Here is a 19,416-nt window from a genome sequence, read left to right as displayed (position 1 = left end):
CCGGAAACGCCCCCGCGTTTCCGGCCGTCAGAGTCCGCCGCCGTCAGCCCGACAGCCGCCCGCAGCTTTCAGCCCGACAGCCGGCGCATCAGCCGGACGCCCTGCGCCGCCGTCAGGTGCGGCAGATAGGCCTTGCCGATGGCCCTGGTGATGCTGGGCAGCGCGGCCGGGTCGGGGTACGCCATGTACATCGGCCGGTACTCCGGCTGGAACTTCGCCTTGAACGCCAGCAGCGAGCGGAAGCCGTACACCGGCTCCAGCACCCGGCCCATCCAGTCCAGCATCCGCTGCAGCCCGGTGGGCTCCTCGTCCTGCCCGGAACGGGCCAGCGGCGCGCCGGACAGCGACAGGAAGCGTGCCCCCTCCTCCTTGAAGCCCAGCGCGGCCGAGGCGATCAGGAACTCGTTCACCCCGCGGAAGCCGTCCGAGCGCCGGCGCATGAAGTCAAGCGTCCAGCCGACCGGCACGCCGTCCTCGTACACCGGCATCCAGCTCGTCAGCCCGTGCACGACACGCTGCTCGTCCACCGCGACCAGCACCCGGACGTCCGGGTCGTCCAGCTCCTCCAGCCCGCCGAGGGTGAAGCCCATCTCGGGCAGGCCCTTCTCGGAGACCCACTCCTCCGAGATCGAGCGGATCTGGTCCTTCAGCGCGAGCGGCGCCTCGTGGTAGGCCCACCACTCGGCGGTGATGCCCTGCTTGCCGGCCTTGTTCAGGGCCGTCCGGATGTCCTGCCACTTGCGGCCGGTGAAGGCCAGCTCGGGCAGCGCGACCACGGTGTCCTCGGCGACCTGCACCGAGCGCCAGCCGAGCTGCGCGGCCGCGGCCCGGGTGTCCCGGGAGACGCTGTAGAAGCACGGGGTCCAGCCGCGCGCGTCGCAGTAGCGGGCGAAGCCGGCCACCGCCCGGGCGCGGGCCGCCGGCTCGCCGAACGGGTCGCCGATGGTCAGCGCGACCGTGTTGAGCACCCGGTAGGCGACCGCCGCCCGGCCCTCCTCGTCGAACCAGTAGTGGTTGCCGTCCCAGGTGGCGATGAAGGACAGCGTCCCGCCGCCGTGCGCGGTGAGCAGCGCCCGGGCGCGGGCCGCAGCCGCCGCGTCGGCATGCACGACCGGGCGCCGGAAGGCCAGCAGCAGCGCGCTCAGCGCGACCGCCCAGAACGCCAGCCCGCAGTACGTCTCCAGGAACCGCGCCACCGGGCCGACCGCGATCGGGTAGTCCGGCAGCAGGTCGTTGTAGGCGGGCGGCAGGAACTGCGCGGGCAGCCCGTTCAGCAGGCCGCGGAAGGTCGCCCCGGGCTCGAACTGGCCCGCGACGAGCACCCCGAGGCCCGCGTACGCGGCGGAGGCCGCCGCCGCGGCGCTCCCCAGGACGAGCGCCAGCCGGCGGACCGTCCGGCCCGGCAGCCGCAGCCGGAACCGCTGCCGGGTGGCCAGCAGCAGGGCGGTGGTGAGCAGCGGCAGCAGCAGCGCCTCGACGAAGTACTGGATCACGTCCCCGCTGACCGGCCCGGCGTCGTTGTACAGCCACACCAGCAGCGCCACCCAGAGCAGTTCGGTGACGACGGTGATCCGCCAGGCGAACCGCAGCCCGCGGCGCAGCCCCTCGGCCAGCACCAGCAGCAGCGCCGGGAACAGCGCGGCCATCAGCCGGCCGGGGGTGTCGAAGATCCGCTCGACGGCGTGCGCGCGGGCGCAGTCGTGCGCCGACATCGCGCAGAAGTCGGCGACCTCGTCCGGGCTGAGCCGGTGCGAGAAGTACAGCTCGGAGAAGGTGTTGAACGGCCCGGCCGCGTTGTCGTACAGCGAGGCGATCAGCGGGCCGAAGGCGGCGGCGACCAGGCAGAGCGCCACCAGCACCCGGGTCTCGGTGTGCGAGGAGCGGTGCGAGCGCAGGTGCAGCCGGCCGCGCGAGAGCAGCGCGCCCGCGCCCAGCCCGAGCAGCGCGGCGGCGCACCGCTGGACGCTCTGCAGGTGCCCGACGTACAGCATCATGACCAGCGGGACGAGCAGCACCAGCAGGTGCAGCCGGCGGCGCCAGAGCACGGTGAGCCGGTAGCCGAGCACCCCGGCCAGGCCGAACAGGCCGACGCCCGGGCCGATCGCGATCTGGTCCACCACCGAGTCGGTCCACTGCTCGCCGGCCCGGGAGCCGGCCGCGACCAGCCCGGTGCCGAGCAGGGTGCCCGCCAACTGCCCGCCGACCAGCACGACGAGGGTCCGCCGCCGCCCGAGCCGGCGCTCGGCGGCCGGGCCGACCAGGAGCAGCAGCACGCTGGTGAACACGTACGCGCCGGGCCCGGCGCACCAGAACATCGAGGTGAGCGGCGTCCACCAGCGGCCCTCGGCGAGCGTGGGCACCCCGACCCCGGCCCGGGCGAGCAGCCGCTCGGACGGACCGCCGGACAGGCTGCCGGTGGCCGCGCCGACGCCCCACAGGACGACCAGCAGGAGCATCGTCAGCGGCGCCGACCGCAGCTGCGTGCCGACCAGCCGGGCCGTCCGCCGGGCCCGCTGCGGCCGGGGCTCCGGCGTGCGGGTGACCGGGGCCCGGTCCCGCTCCCGCTCGCGTTGCCGCTCGCCGACCAGGGCGGGCGCCGTCTCGGCCCCGATCACCTGGTCAGTCCGGTCTGCTGGGCGAGCCACGGGATCTGCGCGGCGATGCCGGGGCGGAACACGACCCAGCCGTGCCCGCCCGGCATCAGGTCGAACCTGGCCTTCATCCCGGCCGCCTGGACGGCCTGGAAGACCTTCTCCATCTGCGGACGGAACTCGCCGTCGCTCTGGCCGACGACGATCGCCGCGTTGGTGTCGGGGAAGCGCTTGCGGGCCATCACCTGGAGCGGGTCGACGGCGTCGAACTTCGCCTCGTCCCCGCCGAAGGCGGCGTTCACGGTCTGCTCTCGGGTACCCAGGGTGGGTTCCTCCTGCCCGGACATGTCGAGGACGGTGCCGAAGAGGTCGGGGGCGTTGACGGCGAGCTGCAGCGCGCAGGTGCCGCCCATCGAGGCGCCGCCGACCGCCCAGGAGCCCCGCCCCTTGGCGGTCTGCAGGTTCTGGTTGATCCAGTTGGGGACGTCGACCGTCAGGTAGGTCTGCGTCTTGGCGATCTTCGAGTCCAGGCAGAGCGTGTTGTTCCAGGCCGAGCCCAGCTGATCGGGCATCACCACGATCGGCGCGAGGCCCCCGTGCTCGGCCGCGAAGGCGTCCAGCGCCTCGTTCACCTGCCCGCCGAGCACCCAGTCCCCCGGGTTGCCGGGCTGACCGGTGATCAGGACGACGACCGGCAGCAGCGGCCGCGGGTTGGCCTGGTAGGCGGGCGGCAGGTAGACGTACGCGTCGCGGGCCGCGAAGCCGGACTTCACGCCGCGGATCGGCACCACCGACACGGTGCCCTTGGCCGGCAGGTCTGCGGGCGGCGTCCAGACCTCGGAAAGCACCTTGTCGGGGGGCGCGCTCGCCGTCCTCGCGACCTTCGGGGCTATCTGCGCGTCGGTCGGGGTCAGCCAGGGCGCGAGCATGACCCGGCCGCTCGGGAACTGGCCGAAGCCGATGTTCACCTGCGAGGCCGCCATCAGCAGCACCAGCGAGCCCAGGCCGACCGCGAGCCCCCGACGCCGCCAGGACAGCCGGTGGAGCCGGTAGCCGACCAGGCAGAAGCCCAGCAGGGCGACGGCTATCCACCAGGTGACGTACCGGGGCGTGCCCTCCGGGAACGGGTGCCACCAGCCGTCGACAACGACGTCGAGCAGCAGGCTGAGCGCCGCGGCGGTGAGCAGCGCGGCCGGCAGCCGGAAGCGCCACCAGGAGCGGCCCCGGCCGACCGCGAGCGCGAGCAGCGCGCCCCAGCCCGCGGCGAGCACGGCGTACGGGATCGGGCCGTGGGTGAGCGGCCAGTCGATCGGGTTCCAGCGGGAGGCGAGCGTGATCGGGGTCATGCGGCTTTCCCCGGCCGGGTGGTGTCGGCCAGGAAGCCGTAGGCCACGACGTTGCCCTCGTAGCCGTGTTCCTCGCTGTACGCGCCGCCGCAGGTGATCACCCGCAGCTGCGCGTCGTCGGCCTGACGGTAGACCCGGTCGTCCGGGAAGTCCTTTCGGTCGTGCACTTCGATGGCGTACAGCTGGTAGACGGCGGTGGCGCCGTCCGCGCGGACGAACTCGATCCGGTCGCCGCGGTGGAGCGCTCCCAGGTGGTAGAAGACGGCCGGTCCGGTCTTGGTGTCCACGTGGCCCGCGATGATGGCCGTCCCGCGCTGCCCGGGAGTGGCCCCGTCGCGGTACCAGCCTGCCAGGTTCCGGTCGGTTACGGGCGGCGCCTGGAGGTGGCCGTCGGCGTCGAGCCCGAGGCCGGTGACGGGGGCGTCGAGCCGCACGGCGGGGATGCGGATCCGGGTCGGGGCGGACGGGCCGAGCGGCGGGATGACCGAGACCGGGGCGAACCCGGACAGGGCCTGCCCGGCCGCGGGCGCGGGCGGCGGCGCGCCCGTGCCGCCCCCGTGCAGCAGCCAGGCGCCGAGGACGATCGCGGCTCCGGCCGCGAGGGTGCCCGGCCACGGACTCCTGCTCTGCTGGGCGCCCACGGGCGCTCCCCTCTGCTGACGACTTCCCGGATCCTGGGAGTTTCCTGGGAACAATTCAACCGGACCGGACCCTAAGGCACGTCCATACGATGGTCGTACCAATCCCCCCCAATCGGCAGGGCCGGGGCCGCGCTCCCTGCGCCAAGTGGGCGTCCGGTCACGGAGCGCGAGCATCGGACCCCGCGCCCGGGCAGCCGTCGGATCGACCTCGCCTGACCATCGACGACGACCATTGCCGATCCGGTTGCATCGATCGGGCGATCACTTACGACCGTCCGTGGTGAATCACTGACCGAACGCGTTCGCGTGCCATGCTGACTCGGTCACGGGTTCTATCACTCCCTTGCTCGACCCCTCGTCCGACCGGACTTCCGCACGCCCGCACGCCATGCCCGCCGGGCGCGCCCTCCCGGCATGCCCGCACGCCTGCCGAACGCCTCCTGAACGGAGTGACCATGGACGCTCTCTCCCGTCGCACCCTATTGGCCGCCGGCGCGGCAACCGCCGCGACCCTGGCGGCCGGCTGCGGCAGCAACACCGCGGGCGGCGGGCAGGCGGCCGGTGCCGCCACCCCGGCCGACAGCAGCACCCCGACGCTGACCGCCATCCCGGCCCCGCCGGCCCCCAAGCCGCAGGTCGTCCTGATCGGCGACGGCTCCACCTCCGACACCGGCACCCAGCCCCACCAGCCCATCCCCGACCGGCTCAAGCCGGGCGAGCGCCCGCCGCAGTTCGTCGTCTTCTCCTGGGACGGCGCCGGCGAGCTCGACAACGGCCTGTTCGGCCGCTTCCGCCGGCTGGCGCAGGAGCACAACGCGTCGATGACCTTCTTCCTCAGCGGCCTCTACCTGCTGCCCGAGTCGAAGAAGGACCTGTACCTCCCACCCCAGCACAAGGTCGGCGCCTCCGACATCGGCTACCTCAGCGACCGGCACATCCGCGACACCCTGGAGAACCTGCACGCCGCCTGGCTGGAGGGCCACGAGATCGGCACCCACTTCAACGGCCACTTCTGCGGCGACACCGGCGTCGGCAAGTGGTCCCCGGAGGAGTGGGACAGCGAGATCCAGCAGGCCATGGACTTCGTGACCAACTGGCGGACCAACACCGGCTTCACCGACCTGCCGGCGCTGCCCTTCGACTACCGCAAGGAGCTGATCGGCAGCCGCACCCCCTGCCTGGAGGGCCGGCGCAACCTGCTGCCCACCGCCGTCAAGCGCGGCTGGCGCTACGACAGCAGTGGCAACGGCAGCCAGGTGTGGCCGCAGAAGATCCAGGGCGGCGCGCTGTGGGACCTGCCGCTGCAGTCCATCCCCTTCCCCGGGCACACCTTCCAGGTGCTGTCGATGGACTACAACATCATGTACAACCAGTGCGGCCCCAACACCAAGGCCGACCCCGCGCTCCACCCGGGCTTCCAGTCCCAGGCCCGCGACGCCTACCTCATGGGCTTCGACCGCACCTACACCACCAACCGGGCGCCGTACATCATCGGCAACCACTTCGAGGAGTGGAACGGCGGCATCTACATGAACGCCGTCGAGGAGGTGCTCAAGTCCATCGCGGGCAAGCCGGGGGTCCGGCTGGTCTCCTTCCGCCAGCTGGTCGACTGGCTGGACGCCCAGGACCCGGCGGTGCTGCGCAAGCTCCGGAGCCTCGCCCCCGGCCAGTCCCCGGCCGGCGGCTGGAAGAACTTCCTCGGCACCCCGGCGGCGGCGCCGGTGCCCTCCCCCGCCGCCCCCGCCATTGCCGCCGCCGGCTGACCGTCAGGCCCTGCGGACCCGGCCGGAGACCAGCGCCCCCAGCAGCGCCACCCCGGTCATCGTCAGGAAGATCACCGCGAACGCACCGGCCGAGCCGGTGCCCCCGGCGCCCTCGTGGGCGGCGGCCACCGAGCCGCCGCCCAGCGCCGAGAACAGCACCCCGGCGAGCCCGACCAGCAGCACGTTCCCCAGCGCGTCGCTCATCTGCAGCGAGGCCGAGTTGGCCCCGGCGTCCTCCGGCGCGGACAGCTTCATCATCAGCACGCTGATGCTCGCGACCGTCAGCCCCATCCCGATGCCGCCGACGGCCCAGGCCACCGCCGCCACCCAGGCCGGCACCGCCGGGACCAGCACCAGCGCCGCCCCCGCGATCGCCACCGCGGTCAGCACGAACCCGCCCCGGATCATCGCCTCGCGGTAGCGCTCGGCCCCCGGCCGCCCCTGCAGCCACGAGCCCAGCGCCCAGGACAGCCCGCCGCTGGTCAGCGTCAGCCCGGCCAGCGTCGGCGACAGGCCGCGCTGGGTGACCATCATCAGCGGGATGAACGCCTCCGTCGCGAAGAACGCCCCCGCGGCCACCCCGCGCAGCAGGATCACCGTCGGCAGCCCGCGCCCGGCCCGCAGCGTCCCGGTGGGCAGCAGGCCCAGCACGGCGGGCAGCAGCAGCGCCGCCCCGGCCACCGCCGGGAGTAGGCCGATCAGGTCCAGCCGCTGGCCCGCGTACTGCAGCAGGCCCGCGCCGAGCGCCGCCATCGCGGCCAGCACGGTCCGGCGACGGTCGAAGTCCGCGCCCTTGAGCACCGGGTGGTCCCTTTCGGAGCGGCGCAGCGCCGGGCCCATCACCGCCAGGGGCAGCAGGATCAGCACCGGGACGGTCAGGAACACCCAGCGCCAGCCCAGGTGCTGGGTCACGGCCCCGGAGACCACCGGGCCGACGATCGAGGGCAGTACCCAGGCCGCGGAGAAGGCCGCGAACACGGCCGGCCGCAGCCGCTCCGGATAGGCCCGGCCGACCACCACGTACAGCGCGACGATGACCAGCCCGCCGCCCAGGCCCTGGATCGCCCGGCCGGCCACGAAGAGCCACATGTCCGGCGCCGCCCCGGCCACCACCAGGCCCGCGCCGAACACCGCGATGCCGGTGAACAGCGGTTGCAGCGGGCCGCGCCGGTCGCACCACTGGCCGGAGACGACCAGCGCGAAGAGCGTGGTGGTGAAGTAGCCGGAGAAGGCGAAGGCGTACAGCCCGAGGCCGTCCAGCTGGCGGGCCGCCACCGGCATCGCGGTGTTGACGGCCGTCGCCTCGAAGGCGAGCAGCAGGACCACCGACACGATTCCCAGCGTCAGCGCGCGGTAGCGGCCGCCGAGGACCCCGCCGCCGGGGTCGTTCTCAAGGGGGATCGGACGGGAGTCGACCGAGGTGGGGGAGGCAGTGGTCATACGTAACATCGTAAGGGCCGTCTGCGTTCTTGACCCCTGACCGGAGTCGCTGATCGACTCGGCCGCAGGTCCTAGGACCAGAGCGTCAGTGCAGCACCTTCAGGCCGACCACGCCGGAGACGATCAGCATCAGGCAGCCGATCCGGGCCAGGGTCACCGGGCCCCCCAGGACGGCCATGCCGTAGAGCGCGGTGCCGACCGCGCCGATGCCGACCCAGACCGCGTAGCCGGTGCCGATCGGGATGGTGCGCATCGCGTAGGCCAGGCCGCCCATGCTCAGCAGCAGGGCGACACCGAAGACGAGGCTGGGGACGAGGCGGGTGAACCCCTTGGACGACTCCAGGGCCACCGCCCAGACGGTCTCCAGGACGCCCGAGATGATCAGGACGAGCCAAGCCATGACGGCCGGTACCTCCGCAGTCCACAGCGGCCGGATTGCCGCTGAACTGCGCCGTCTTGTCGTCACCGGGTACGACGCGCTCGTCCGGGGTGGCCGGATACCGGTCACCTGTCCTCGACCGTAGCACGAATGGCCGGACGAGTTGCCATACAGAATTTACAATCCGGCGTTGACGGCCCCTCATGAAATCCGCCACTATGAATTCACCGGCCCCGCCGGAGAGAGCAGGAACAAGAACAATTCAGTGGCCGTGTGCCCGAGTGGCTTAGGGAACCGTCTGCAAAGCGGTATACACGGGTTCGATTCCCGTCATGGCCTCCATGTGGAACAAGAATTGCCGGTCGGCGCAATGCCGACCGGCAATTCTTGTTCCGGATATTCCCCGGTCGGACCAGGCAGGCCCGTCAGCCCGCGACGGCGTCCTCGGGCCGGATCGGCAGCCGGCCCACCGGCAGCCCGGTGGCGGCTCGGACGGCGGCGGCGACGGCCGCCGGGGAGACCACCGCGGGCACGGCGCTGACCGCCTTGGCGCCGAAGGTGGCGACCACGTCCCGCTCCTCCAGCAGGGCCGCGATCCGCACCTCCGGGGTGTCCAGCGCGGTCGGCAGCCGGTAGCCGGTGAGCGAGGGGTTCTGCAGCACCCCGCCCTCGGTCCGCAGGTCCTCCAGCAGCGCCAGGCCGACGCCCTGGGCCACGCCCGCCTCGATCCGGTCCTCGATCTGCCGCGGGTTCAGCGCCCGGCCGACGTCCTGGGCGACGGTCATCTCGACCACCCGGACCGTGCCCAGCTCGATGTCCACGTCCACCACCGCGCGCATCGCGCAGAACGCGATGGAGACGAACGCGTCGCCCTGCCCGGACTCGTCCAGCGGCTCGGTGGGGTGCGGGCGGCACTGCGCGGTGGCCCAGAGCTCCTTGCCCTCCAGCGCCTCGGCGACCGGCATGCCGAGCACCCCGTCGTAGGAGGTGATCTTGCCGTCGGCGATCTGCAGCAGCTCCACCGACATCCCGAAGTTGGCGGCGATCGGCTGGAGCAGCTGGTGGCGGACCATCAGCGCGGCCCGCTCGACCGCGCCGCCGGAGACCCAGGTGTGCCGGCCGCGGGCGGAGGGCCCGGCGATCGACTGGTCGCTGTCGGCGGGCGCGATGTAGACCTCGCTGACGCCCAGCACGGACTGCACGATCTGCCGGGCCAGCGTGGCGAAGCCCTGGCCGGAGTCGACGGCCGCGCAGATCACCGTGGCGTGGTCGCCGCTGACCCGCACGGTCGCGGTGGAGACCTCGTCCTCGCCCTCGGCGCCGAGCATGTGCACCATGCCGACCGCGTAGCCGATCCCGCGCCGCACCGCGGCCGGGTCCCCGGCACCGCCGGGCCCGCCCGGCAGCAGCCACTCGGCGTCCGGGTCGTCCACCGGCAGCGCGGGCAGCGGTTCGGCGGCGACCGCCTCCAGCAGCGCAGCCACCGGCGCGGGGCAGGTGACGGCCTGTCCGGTGGGCAGCGGGTCGCCGGTGGCCATCGCGTTGCGGCGGCGGATCTCGACCGGGTCCACGCCCACCCGGGCGGCCAGCTGGTCCAGCTGCGACTCGTAGGCGAAGCAGGCCTGCAGCGCGCCCTCGCCGCGCATCTGCCCGGCCGGCGGGTTGTTGGTGCGCACCGCCCAGGCGTCCACGAAGACGTTCGGGCAGACGTACGGGCCGGCCGAGAAGGCCGTCGCGGCGGCCAGCGCCTCGGCCGAGACGTCCGCGTAGGCGCCGCCGTCCAGCAGGATCTGCGCCTCGACCTTGACCAACGTGCCCTCGGCGTCGGCGTGGTGGCGGTAGCGCAGGAGCGCGGGGTGGCGCGAGGTGTGGGTGTGGAAGGACTCCTCGCGGGTGAGGGTCATCTTCACCGGGCGGCCGGTGCGCAGCGCCAGCAGGGCCAGGGTGACCTGGAAGGACAGGTCCTCGCGGTCCGAGGTGGCGCCGGGCACGCCGGTGACCACCAGCCGGACCCGGTCCGGCTCCAGGCCCAGGCACGCGGCGGTGCGGTCGCGGTCGCCGTGCGGGTCGGTCGAGGACAGGTGCAGCTCGACGCCGCCGTCCGGGCGCGGCACCGCCAGCCCGGCCTCGGCGCCGAGCGGGGCCGGGTCCTGCCGGCCGACCTGGTACAGGCCCTCGACGACGATCTCGCCGACCGCCTCCGGGTCCCCGCAGCGCAGCGGCAGGTGGCGGAACAGGTTGCCGTCCGGGTGCAGCGGCGGGGCGGTGAAGGACTGCTCGGGGTCGGTGACGGCCTCCAGCGGCTCGTACTCGACGGCGATCAGGCCGACGGCGAGCCGCGCGGTGTCCGGGTGGTCGGCGGCCACGGCGGCGACCGGCTCGCCGTGGTGGCGCACCACGCCGGCGGCCAGCACCGGCCGGTCGGCGACGATCGGCCCGGCCGGGGCGCCGTCGGGGGTGCCGTCCGGACCGGGCGGCAGGTCGGCGGCGGTGACCACGGCGTGCACGCCGGGCAGGGCGAGCGCGGCGGAGGTGTCGATGCCCTTGATCCGGGCGTGCGGGTGCGGCGAGCGCAGCACCGCGCCCCAGAGCAGCCCCTCGGCCCACAGGTCGGCGGCGTACGGGTAGATGCCGAGCGCCTTGGGCAGGGCGTCACTGCGCAGCGGTGAACTGCCCAGTCCGAACGGCTCCGGTGCGCCGCCCTCGTCGCCGTCCTGCTGCGTTGCTGCGCCGATGTCGGTAGGCGACGTCATGATGCGTGGTCGTCCTCGGGGAGCCGGATGCCGTGGGCGGGGGTGGCGCCGTACGGGACACCGGCCGGGGCGCTGCCCTCGGCCGGGACGCCGTGCGGGGGCGTGGGGACGTACGGCGTGCCGTGCGCGGGGGTGCCGTCGAAGGCGGCGCCGTGGACCGGCGTGCCGTGGGCGGGGGTGGGCTCGTAGACCGGGGCGTCGTAGCCGCCGTCGTAGCCGGGCTGCTGCGGGTAGCCGTCCGGGTAGCCGGCGCCGGGCGGCAGGTAGGTGCCGTGTGCGGGGGTTGCCTGGTACGGCTGCTCGGGGTAGCCCTGCTGCGGGAAGTAGACCTGGTCCTCGGCCGCCTGGGCGGGGATGCCCTGGACCGGCGGGATGACGGCGGTGTCGTACACCCCGGTGTCGTAGCCGCCCTGGCCGTCGGCGCCGTAGGGCAGGCCGTGGCCGGTGCCGACGGTGGCCGGGATCTCCTCGGCGGGCGGCTGGGGAACGTGCTCGATCCAGGCGTCGGTGTAGACCGGCGGCTCGGCAACGGGCTCCTCGACCGGCGGCTCGGCCGGCGCCGCACCGGGCTGCTCGACGGGCTGCTCGGCAGCCGCCGCGGCGGTCTCCTCGGCGAGGGCGGCCTCCTCCGCCTCCTCGGCCTCCAGCGCGCGCGCGTCAGCGATGCTCTGGACGGCGGCCAGCACCCCGCGGTAGCCGGTGCAGCGGCAGAGGTTGCCGCAGAGCGCCTGCCGGGCCTCGACCTCGGTGGGCCGGTGGTTGCGCTGGAGCAGGTCGTGCACGGCCATCGCCATGCCGGGCGTGCAGTAGCCGCACTGCACCGCGCCGGACTCGGCCAGTGCCTGCTGCACGTCGCTCGCGCCGCCGGCCGCCGACAGGCCCTCGACGGTGTTGATCTCGCTGTCCGCGGCCAGCGCGGCGGGCACCAGGCAGCCGGCCACCAGTTGGCCGTCCACCTGCACCGAGCAGGCCCCGCACTCGCCCTGCTCGCAACCGTCCTTGGCGCCGGCCAGGCCGAGCCGCTCGCGCAGCACGTAGAGCAGGCTCTCGCCGATCCAGGCGTCGGTGACGGGCCGTTCGAACCCGTTGACCCGCAGGGTGTAGGAGGCGCAGGGGCGCAGCTCGCGGCTGACCTGCGGGGCGAGGCCGAGCGGGTCGGCGTCGAGGGTCTCGATGGGGTCTGTGCTCACTTCAGCGCCCTTCCCAGTGCCCGTCGGGCCAGCACCGACACGGTACGCCGTAGCCGAACGGAGGCCGCGCTCGGCCCCTCGGTCACGGCCTCCCAGGCGCCCTCGGCGCCGTAGCCGTCGGGGACGCAGGCGGCGGCCACGTACTCGCCGAAGGCGGCGGTCGCAGCGGGGTCGATCTCCCGGCTGCCGTCCCAGTCGATGCAGCCGGCCACCCAGGCCTCGGCCTCCAGCGGACGCAGCGGCACCGGCGCGACGGCGCCGACGGCGCAGCGCACGGCCCGCCGGGCGGGGTCGAGGACGAGGGCGACGGAGGCGGTGGCGCGGGCCGGGCCGCTGCGTCCGGTGGCCTTGAGGAAGACCTGCGGCGCGTGCAGCAGCGGGACCCGCACCCAGGTGAGCAGTTCGCCGGGGCGCACCGGGTCGAGGCCGGTGAGCAGGTGACTGACCGGTACCTCGCGGGTGGCGCCGGCCCGGGCGAGGGTGACGGTGGCCTCCAGGGCGGCGAGCACCGGGAGGGTGTCGCCGGCCGGGGCGGCGGTGACGATGTTTCCGCCGAGGGTGCCGACGTTGCGGACCTGCGGGGGGCCGGCGGTGCGGGCGGCGTCGGCGAGAGCCGGGATCAGCGCGGCGAAGTCGGGGCGGTCCATCCGGGCGTGGGTGAGCCCGGCGCCGAGGACGGCGGTGCCGCCGTCCTCGTAGCGCCAGCCGCGCAGTTCGGTGATCCGGCCGAGGCCGATCAGGGCGGCGGGGCGCAGCCGTCCGGCGTTGACGGCCTCCATCAGGTCGGTGGCGCCGGCCACGGGTACCGCGGCAGGGGCGGCGGCCAGCGCGTCGACGGCCTCGTCGAGCGAGGCCGGCAGCATGATCGTCCGGTTCACCTGGGTCCCACCGTGCTCCACTTGCTCATCGATCGCCTGCCGCCCGCGGCCGTGGTGTCCGCGTCGGCAGCCCGGCCTGGCCCGTAGGGTACGGGCGATCGGGCCGGGTTGGGCAACTCTGGCACACAATGCTCGATGATCATTTCGGGCCCGGTGAACGGGACTGCCCGATTGGGACGGATACCGGGCGGTATCTGCCCCCACCCGGGAGGAGCCGGGGCAGATGTTCATCTTTTCTTGACGTCGGATGACCACTCAGAAGTTCCCGTGCGCCCCCTGCGACTCAGCGGACCGGCGGCGGGCCGTCGAGCGGGCGCCCGGCCACACCGGGCCGGCGCTGCCAGGGGTGCGGTCCGTCGGCCGGGCGGTACTCGACGCCGAGCGCGTCCAGGACCTTCAGGTGCGCCGCCAGCCGGCGCTCGAAGCCCGCGAAGTCGCGCTCGGCCGGCTCGGCGGGCAGCTCGGACCAGGCGACCTCGGCGAACGCGGCGAGCCGCGGGAAGGCCCGGTAGTCGATGTCCCGGGCACTGTCCATGAACTCGCTCCACAGGTTGGCCTGGGTACCGATCACGTGCCGGGCGGCGGTCTCGTCCAGCTGCTCCGGCACCGGCTCGAAGCGGTACACGTCCTCCAGTGTCCGGACGAACCCGACCGGGATCGGCTCGTCCGGGCCGTCCGCCTGCCGGTGGTCCAGGTAGACGTGCTGCTCGGGGCACATCACCACGTCGTGCCCGGCCCGCGCGGCGGCGATCCCGCCGCCGTAGCCGCGCCAGGACGAGACGGCCGCGCCCGGGGCGAGGCCGCCCTCCAGGATCTCGTCCCAGCCGATCAGCCGCCGGCCGCGCTCGGCGAGCCAGGTGTCGAAGTGCCGGATCACCCAGCTCTGCAGCTCGTCCTCGTTGGCCAGGCCGAGCTCGCGGATCCGCGCCTGGGCGGCGGCGCTGTCCTTCCACTGCTCCTTGGGGCACTCGTCGCCGCCGAGGTGGATGAACTCGGACGGGAAGAGCTCCAGGACCTCCTCCAGCACGCCCTCGAAGAAGCGGACGGTGTCCTCGGAGACGTTGAGCACGTTGTGGCTCACGCCCCAGTCGGTCCAGACGCCGAGCGCGGCGGTGTCCACCACGTCGGTGTTGCCGAGCTCGGGGTAGGCGGCGACGGCGGCCTGGGTGTGGCCGGGCAGGTCGATCTCGGGCACGACGGTGACCCCGCGCGCGGCCGCGTACGCGACGATCTCGCGCAGGTCGTCCTGGGTGTAGAAACCGCCGTGCGGGCGGTCGTCGCGACGCCCGGCGGCCCGGTAGCCGACCATCGAGCGCTCCCGCCAGGCGCCGCGCGCGGTCAGGTCCGGGTAGCGCTTGATCTCCACCCGCCAGCCCTGGTCGTCGGTCAGGTGCAGGTGGAGCACGTTGAGCTTGTGCGCGGCCAACAGGTCGACGAAGCGCAGCACGTCCGACTTGGGCAGGAAGTGCCGGGCGACGTCGAGCAGGGCGCCGCGCCAGCCGAACCGCGGCGCGTCCGAGACGTCCGCGCCGGGCAGCACCCAGCCGGTACGACGCAGCGGGGAACGGCGGAACGCGTCCGGGCCGAGCAGCTGCCGGAGCGTCTGCGCGCCCCACAGCGCGCCGGCCGGGCCGCCGGCGGCGACCACGACGTGGCCGGGGCGCACCGTGAGCCGGTACGCCTCGGCGGCCGGCGTGTCGTCGTGGACCAGTTCGATGCCCGCCCCCGGCCCGCCCGGGCCGAGCGGGAGCCCGGTCGCGGCGGACAGCGAGGCGCGCAGCCAGCGCTCGGCGTCGGCCAGCGCGGGCGGGGCGGTCAGCGTGGTGGCGTCGTCGAGGACGAAGTCCTCACCCGGGCGGCGAACGGCACTCGAAGGTGCGGGAATGAGGTCCATTCCGACATCCTGCCCACGCCCGGAACGATTGGCATAGACCACTGCGGAGACGCAGCCCTGTGCAGAACGAGTCGGTGCAGCAGAGCGCCGCGGACTACTTGTTGTCGTCCCCGCCCTGCGGCTTGCCGATGCCGTCGTAGATCTCCTTGCACATCGGGCAGACCGGGTACTTCTTCGGGTCGCGCCCGGGCACCCACACCTTGCCGCACAGCGCCACCACGGGCGATCCGGAGAGCGCGCTCTCCATGATCTTGTCCTTCTGGACGTAGTGCGCGAAGCGCTCGTGGTCGCCGTCCCCGTTGGACACCTGCGGGACGGGCTCGACCAGGGTGCCGGTGCCGAGGCCTCGCTCGGGCTCAAGAGTGCTCATAGGTGCCAAGTCTATGGGCGCCCCGGGAAACCGGGCCAGTGTCGCACCGGCGGCCCGTCCGTCAGTTCAGCGTCGGGTCGTCCGGGTAGGTCGCCAGCAGCGCCAGCGGGCCGCGCTGGCGGCGCAGCACCGAGCGCCACAGCCGCTCCGGTTCGGGGCTGGAGATGTCCCCGGGCTCGCAGTCCACCAGGTACCAGGCGCCGCTCTCGATCTCCACCTCCAGCTGCCCGGGCGACCAGCCCGCGTACCCGGCGAAGATCCGCAGCGCGCCCAGCTCGCCGGCCAGCACCTCGGGCGGCGCCTCCAGGTCCACCAGGCCGATCGCGCCGTGCACCCGCCGCCAGCCGAGCGGCTCCCCGGCGCCCGGCTCCCCCGGGGCCACCGCGAGGCCGAGCGCCGAGTCCAGCGCCACCGGCCCGCCCTGGAACACCACGGCCGGCTGCCCGACCAGCCGGCCCCAGCCGTCCAGTACGCTGCCCACCTCGACCGGCGTCGGCCGGTTGAGCACGACCCCGAGCGCTCCCTCGGCGTCGTGGTCGAGCAGGAGCACTACCGCCCGCGCGAAGTTCGGATCGGTGAGCACGGGCGTCGCGACGAGCAGACGGCCGGTGTGGGACCGGCCTCCGTGCGAATGGGCCGCCGTCATGCCACACATGATCCCGCAGAACGGCCGGGCGCGGACACCGCAACACACGAAACCTCGCCACGCCGGAGAAGCACCCGTACGGGCGTATCGGAAGGGCGCCCGACCGGCCCGAGAGAGCACCATCACGTGAGAGGCTCACGGGAACCGCCGGGACGCCTACTACCATCTACGGATGGTGGACGCCCTTACACGGTGCCGACTCGGTGACGCCGGGGGCCCGAACGCGCCCGTACGACCGGTCCACCACCGGCTCTCTCCCGGAGCCCTTCCCCTTTTCCTCTGGCACCCCGGATTGCGAGAACGATGACCGACGACGTCCTGCTGGTCCACGGCGGAAACCCGCTCGAAGGCGAGATCCGCGTCCGCGGTGCGAAGAACCTGGTCCCCAAGGCCATGGTCGCCGCCCTGCTCGGCCAGGGCCCCAGCAGACTGCGCAACGTCCCGGACATCCGCGACGTCAAGGTGGTGCGCGGCCTGCTCCAGCTGCACGGGGTGACCGTGCGCACCGGCGACGAGGACGGCGAGCTGATCCTCGACCCGTCGCACGTGGAGAGCGCCAACGTCGCCGACATCGACGCGCACGCCGGCTCCTCGCGCATCCCGATCCTGTTCTGCGGCCCGCTGCTGCACCGCCTCGGCCACGCCTTCATCCCGGGCCTCGGCGGCTGCGACATCGGCGGCCGCCCGGTCGACTTCCACTTCGAGGTGCTGCGCCAGTTCGGCGCCACCATCGAGAAGCACCCGCAGGGCACCTACCTGGTCGCCCCGCAGCGCCTGCGCGGCACCAGGATCGAGCTGCCCTACCCCTCGGTCGGCGCGACCGAGCAGGTGCTGCTCACCGCCGTCCTCGCCGAGGGCGTCACCGAGCTGCGCAACGCGGCCATCGAGCCGGAGATCGTCGACCTGATCTGCGTGCTGCAGAAGATGGGCGCGATCATCACGCTGGGCACCGACCGGACCATCCTGATCACCGGTGTGGACGAGCTGGGCGGCTACACCCACCGCGCCCTGTCGGACCGGCTGGAGGCCGCCTCCTGGGCCTGTGCGGCGCTCGCGACCAAGGGCGACATCTACGTCCGCGGCGCCCGCCAGCTGGAGATGATGACCTTCCTCAACACCTTCCGGAAGGTCGGCGGCGCCTTCGAGGTGGACGACGAGGGCATCCGCTTCTGGCACCCGGGCGGCGAGCTCAAGGCGATCGCCCTGGAGACCGACGTGCACCCGGGCTTCCAGACCGACTGGCAGCAGCCGCTGGTGGTCGCGCTGACCCAGGCGACCGGCCTGTCCATCGTCCACGAGACGGTGTACGAGTCGCGGCTCGGCTTCACCGGCGCCCTCAACCAGATGGGCGCCCACATCCAGCTCTACCGCGAGTGCCTGGGCGCCACCCCGTGCCGCTTCGGCGCGCGCAACTTCCTGCACTCCGCGGTCGTCTCCGGCCCGTCCAAGCTGATGGGCTCCGAGCTGGTCATCCCGGACCTGCGCGGCGGCTTCTCGTACCTGATCGCGGCACTGGCGGCCGAGGGCACCTCGACCGTGCACGGCATCGACCTGATCAACCGCGGCTACGAGAACTTCATGGACAAGCTGCGCGACCTCGGCGCCCACGTCGAGCTGCCCAGCGAGCAGCTGGTCGACGCCTGACCTGCCTGACCGGTCATACGGCGAGAGGCCGGGCTCCCCGTGCGGGGAGCCCGGCCTCTCGGGCGTTCAAGGGGTGACTCAGGCGCCCTTGGCGGCTTCCTTCAGCTTGGAGCCGGCGCTCACCTTGGCGCTGTAGCCGGCCGCGATCTGGATCGGCTCGCCGGTCTGCGGGTTGCGCGCGGTGCGGGCAGCGCGGTGGGTGCGCTCGAAGGTCAGGAAACCGGGGATGGTGACCTTCTCGTCGCCCTTGGCGACGACCTCGCCGACGATCTCGGCGAAGGCGGCCAGAACGGCGTCGGCGTCCTTGCGGGTCACCTCGGCGCGCTCGGACAGCGCGGCCACCAGCTCACTGCGGTTCATGTGTACTCCTGTGGTCTGTTCGCTTGCGGTGTGCGGGGGCCCATCGGTGCTCCCACCGGGGGGCACCCGGATGGGCCGCAGGTCCGCACACTGTGCTCATGCAGGCAATGCGTGGTCGCAGGCCGGGTCCGTACCCGATACCGCGCGCCGGTGCCGTCGAAGGCCCGCCCGCCTGCCTGGATACGAATCCTGCCCCGACCGGCCCCGAGAAAGCCAATCGGGCCCCGGCCTCGCCACCCGAACACAGCCCGCCCGTTGGAGGTGTGACGCTCCGTCGGCTCCGGCGGACCGGGCGCAGGCGGCGGTCGGGACGACGCGCCGGAAGACCAGGGGGACGTTCCGTACTTGTCGGACACGCCTGCCCCGTGCAGGGCTACCGTACGCCCTAGGCACGACAAGCCCAAACACGCCCCTCGCCCTTGTGTCGCAAGGGTTCGGGGCGAACTTGGGCGGGTAAGGGCGCTATTCGGTCATTTGACCGATCCGCGCCACGGCCGCGGACTCCGCCGTCAGAGCTTGACGGTGGGGAAGGACGCCGTGTCGAGGGTGCCGACGATGCCCGGGGTCGGACGGGCCGGGACGGGGGCCTCCTGGGCACCCGCCAGGGCCGCCTCGCGCACCGCGGCGGCCACCGTCTTGGCCACGTCCTTGTGGAAGACGCTCGGGATGATGTAGTTGGCGTTCCGCTCGTCGTCGCCGACGGTGGTGGCCAGCGCCCGGGCGGCGGCGATCATCATCTCGGTGTTGACCGTGCGGCTCTGGGCGTCCAGCAGGCCACGGAAGACGCCCGGGAAGACCAGCACGTTGTTGATCTGGTTCGGGAAGTCGCTGCGGCCGGTGGCCACCACGGCGGCGGTCTGCCGGGCGATGGCCGGGTCGACCTCCGGGTCCGGGTTGGCCAGCGCGAAGACGATCGCGTTGTCGGCCATGGTGGCCAGGTCGTCGCCGTCCAGGACGTTCGGGGCCGAGACGCCGATGAACACGTCCGCGTCCGCCACGGCCTCCTTGAGGCTGCCGGTGCGGCCCGAGCGGTTGGTGTGCTCGGCGATCCAGCGCAGGCTGTCGTTGAGGTCGTCCCGGCCCCGGTGGACCACGCCGCGCACGTCCGCCACGGTGGCGTGCTCGACGCCGGCGGCCAGCAGCAGCTTCAGGATCGCGGTACCGGCGGCGCCGGCGCCCGACATCACCACGCGGATGTCGCCGATCTCCTTGCCGACCACCTTCAGCGCGTTGGTGAGGGCGGCCAGCACCACGATCGCGGTGCCGTGCTGGTCGTCGTGGAAGACCGGGATGTCCAGGGCCTCGCGCAGCCGGGCCTCGATCTCGAAGCAGCGCGGCGCGGAGATGTCCTCCAGGTTGATGCCGGCGAAGCCGGGGGCGATCGCCCTGACGATGGCCACGATCTCGTCGGTGTCCTGGGTGTCCAGGCAGATCGGCCAGGCGTCGATGCCGGCGAAGCGCTTGAAGAGGGCCGCCTTGCCCTCCATGACGGGCAGCGCGGCGGCCGGGCCGATGTTGCCC

The 19,416-nt window shown here is 73.5% G+C and carries 14 protein-coding genes, 1 tRNA gene, 1 pseudogene and 1 riboswitch; of the genes and pseudogenes, 3 read left to right on the top strand and 13 right to left on the bottom strand.

All coding sequences use genetic code 11. The features are described from left to right. Positions 1–68 precede the first annotated feature (68 nt). The 3 genes from KV557_RS14855 to KV557_RS14845 are packed head-to-tail and all read right to left on the bottom strand — an operon-like array spanning position 69 to position 4,578. On the bottom strand, positions 69–2,615 hold the full coding sequence (locus KV557_RS14855; protein ID WP_218200382.1) for a rhomboid family intramembrane serine protease: 2,547 nt from the start codon (positions 2,613–2,615) through the stop codon (positions 69–71). After that, positions 2,612–3,937 (bottom strand): alpha/beta hydrolase, encoded by a 1,326-nt coding sequence (locus KV557_RS14850; RefSeq protein WP_218200381.1) that lies wholly within the window; start codon positions 3,935–3,937, stop codon positions 2,612–2,614. The genes KV557_RS14855 and KV557_RS14850 overlap by 4 nt, the downstream gene beginning before the upstream one ends. Next, complete coding sequence (locus KV557_RS14845) at positions 3,934–4,578, bottom strand: class F sortase (RefSeq protein ID WP_308129898.1); 645 nt, start codon at positions 4,576–4,578, stop codon at positions 3,934–3,936. The genes KV557_RS14850 and KV557_RS14845 overlap by 4 nt, the downstream gene beginning before the upstream one ends. A gap of 455 nt (positions 4,579–5,033) precedes the next feature. Between KV557_RS14845 and KV557_RS14840 the strand changes: the two genes are divergently transcribed. Next, entirely contained in the window at positions 5,034–6,341 is a 1,308-nt protein-coding gene (locus KV557_RS14840; protein WP_218200379.1) for a hypothetical protein, read from the top strand. Positions 6,342–6,344: 3 nt separating this feature from the next. On the opposite strand, the gene KV557_RS14835 is transcribed toward KV557_RS14840, so the two are convergent. Further along, on the bottom strand, positions 6,345–7,781 hold the full coding sequence (locus KV557_RS14835) for an MFS transporter (RefSeq protein ID WP_218200378.1): 1,437 nt from the start codon (positions 7,779–7,781) through the stop codon (positions 6,345–6,347). A gap of 85 nt (positions 7,782–7,866) precedes the next feature. Further along, entirely contained in the window at positions 7,867–8,181 is a 315-nt protein-coding gene (locus tag KV557_RS14830; RefSeq protein ID WP_218200377.1) for a DMT family transporter, read from the bottom strand. A 45-nt stretch (positions 8,182–8,226) separates the two neighbouring features. Next, positions 8,227–8,292, bottom strand: a riboswitch (guanidine-III (ykkC-III) riboswitch). A gap of 135 nt (positions 8,293–8,427) precedes the next feature. Here KV557_RS14830 and KV557_RS14825 point away from each other — a divergent pair. Beyond that, positions 8,428–8,502, top strand: a tRNA-Cys gene (locus tag KV557_RS14825). A gap of 83 nt (positions 8,503–8,585) precedes the next feature. Here KV557_RS14825 and KV557_RS14820 read toward each other — a convergent pair. The 6 genes and pseudogenes from KV557_RS14820 to KV557_RS14795 form a co-directional block, all read right to left on the bottom strand. Further along, the gene (locus tag KV557_RS14820; protein ID WP_218200376.1) at positions 8,586–10,913 is read right to left on the bottom strand and encodes a xanthine dehydrogenase family protein molybdopterin-binding subunit; all 2,328 of its coding nucleotides are present in this window, start codon (positions 10,911–10,913) and stop codon (positions 8,586–8,588) included. Positions 10,914–11,577: 664 nt separating this feature from the next. Next, a pseudogene (locus KV557_RS45125) lies at positions 11,578–12,028 on the bottom strand ((2Fe-2S)-binding protein); the annotation flags it as partial. Between the two features lie 71 nt (positions 12,029–12,099). Then, entirely contained in the window at positions 12,100–12,966 is an 867-nt protein-coding gene (locus tag KV557_RS14810; protein WP_218200561.1) for an FAD binding domain-containing protein, read from the bottom strand. 298 nt (positions 12,967–13,264) lie between these two features. Then, positions 13,265–14,875, bottom strand: a complete 1,611-nt coding sequence (locus KV557_RS14805) for a beta-N-acetylhexosaminidase (RefSeq protein ID WP_218200375.1) — start codon at positions 14,873–14,875, stop codon at positions 13,265–13,267. A 94-nt stretch (positions 14,876–14,969) separates the two neighbouring features. After that, positions 14,970–15,245, bottom strand: a complete 276-nt coding sequence (locus KV557_RS14800; RefSeq protein ID WP_218200374.1) for a DUF3039 domain-containing protein — start codon at positions 15,243–15,245, stop codon at positions 14,970–14,972. A 61-nt stretch (positions 15,246–15,306) separates the two neighbouring features. Then, positions 15,307–15,900, bottom strand: a complete 594-nt coding sequence (locus KV557_RS14795) for a YqgE/AlgH family protein (protein ID WP_374106628.1) — start codon at positions 15,898–15,900, stop codon at positions 15,307–15,309. A 294-nt stretch (positions 15,901–16,194) separates the two neighbouring features. Here KV557_RS14795 and murA point away from each other — a divergent pair, with 294 nt between their 5' ends. Beyond that, on the top strand, positions 16,195–17,535 hold the full coding sequence (gene murA, locus KV557_RS14790; RefSeq protein WP_218200372.1) for a UDP-N-acetylglucosamine 1-carboxyvinyltransferase: 1,341 nt from the start codon (positions 16,195–16,197) through the stop codon (positions 17,533–17,535). A 78-nt stretch (positions 17,536–17,613) separates the two neighbouring features. Here murA and KV557_RS14785 read toward each other — a convergent pair whose 3' ends face one another. Both KV557_RS14785 and KV557_RS14780 read right to left on the bottom strand, forming a co-directional pair. Then, positions 17,614–17,895 carry an HU family DNA-binding protein gene (locus tag KV557_RS14785; protein WP_030059737.1) on the bottom strand — a complete coding sequence of 94 codons (282 nt, stop codon included), beginning with the start codon at positions 17,893–17,895 and terminating at the stop codon, positions 17,614–17,616. A gap of 509 nt (positions 17,896–18,404) precedes the next feature. Beyond that, on the bottom strand, positions 18,405–19,416 hold a 1,012-nt coding region (locus KV557_RS14780; protein WP_218200371.1), incomplete at its 5' end, for an NAD(P)-dependent malic enzyme.

The organism is Kitasatospora aureofaciens (assembly GCF_019192735.1).
GTDB lineage: Bacteria > Actinomycetota > Actinomycetes > Streptomycetales > Streptomycetaceae > Kitasatospora > Kitasatospora aureofaciens_A.
This window is presented reverse-complemented; position numbering and strand designations above follow the sequence as displayed.

What these genes read in the sequence shown, in the direction of transcription:
- KV557_RS14850 (WP_218200381.1), bottom strand. Translation starts at nt 3,937, where the DNA reads ATGACCCCGATCACGCTCGCCTCCCGCTGGAACCCGATCGACTGGCCG.
- KV557_RS14840 (WP_218200379.1), top strand. Translation starts at nt 5,034, where the DNA reads ATGGACGCTCTCTCCCGTCGCACCCTATTGGCCGCCGGCGCGGCAACC.
- KV557_RS14835 (WP_218200378.1), bottom strand. Translation starts at nt 7,781, where the DNA reads ATGACCACTGCCTCCCCCACCTCGGTCGACTCCCGTCCGATCCCCCTT.
- KV557_RS14830 (WP_218200377.1), bottom strand. Translation starts at nt 8,181, where the DNA reads ATGGCTTGGCTCGTCCTGATCATCTCGGGCGTCCTGGAGACCGTCTGG.
- KV557_RS14820 (WP_218200376.1), bottom strand. Translation starts at nt 10,913, where the DNA reads ATGACGTCGCCTACCGACATCGGCGCAGCAACGCAGCAGGACGGCGAC.
- KV557_RS14810 (WP_218200561.1), bottom strand. Translation starts at nt 12,966, where the DNA reads ATGCTGCCGGCCTCGCTCGACGAGGCCGTCGACGCGCTGGCCGCCGCC.
- KV557_RS14805 (WP_218200375.1), bottom strand. Translation starts at nt 14,875, where the DNA reads ATGGACCTCATTCCCGCACCTTCGAGTGCCGTTCGCCGCCCGGGTGAG.
- KV557_RS14800 (WP_218200374.1), bottom strand. Translation starts at nt 15,245, where the DNA reads ATGAGCACTCTTGAGCCCGAGCGAGGCCTCGGCACCGGCACCCTGGTC.
- KV557_RS14795 (WP_374106628.1), bottom strand. Translation starts at nt 15,900, where the DNA reads ATGTGTGGCATGACGGCGGCCCATTCGCACGGAGGCCGGTCCCACACC.
- murA (WP_218200372.1), top strand. Translation starts at nt 16,195, where the DNA reads ATGACCGACGACGTCCTGCTGGTCCACGGCGGAAACCCGCTCGAAGGC.
- KV557_RS14785 (WP_030059737.1), bottom strand. Translation starts at nt 17,895, where the DNA reads ATGAACCGCAGTGAGCTGGTGGCCGCGCTGTCCGAGCGCGCCGAGGTG.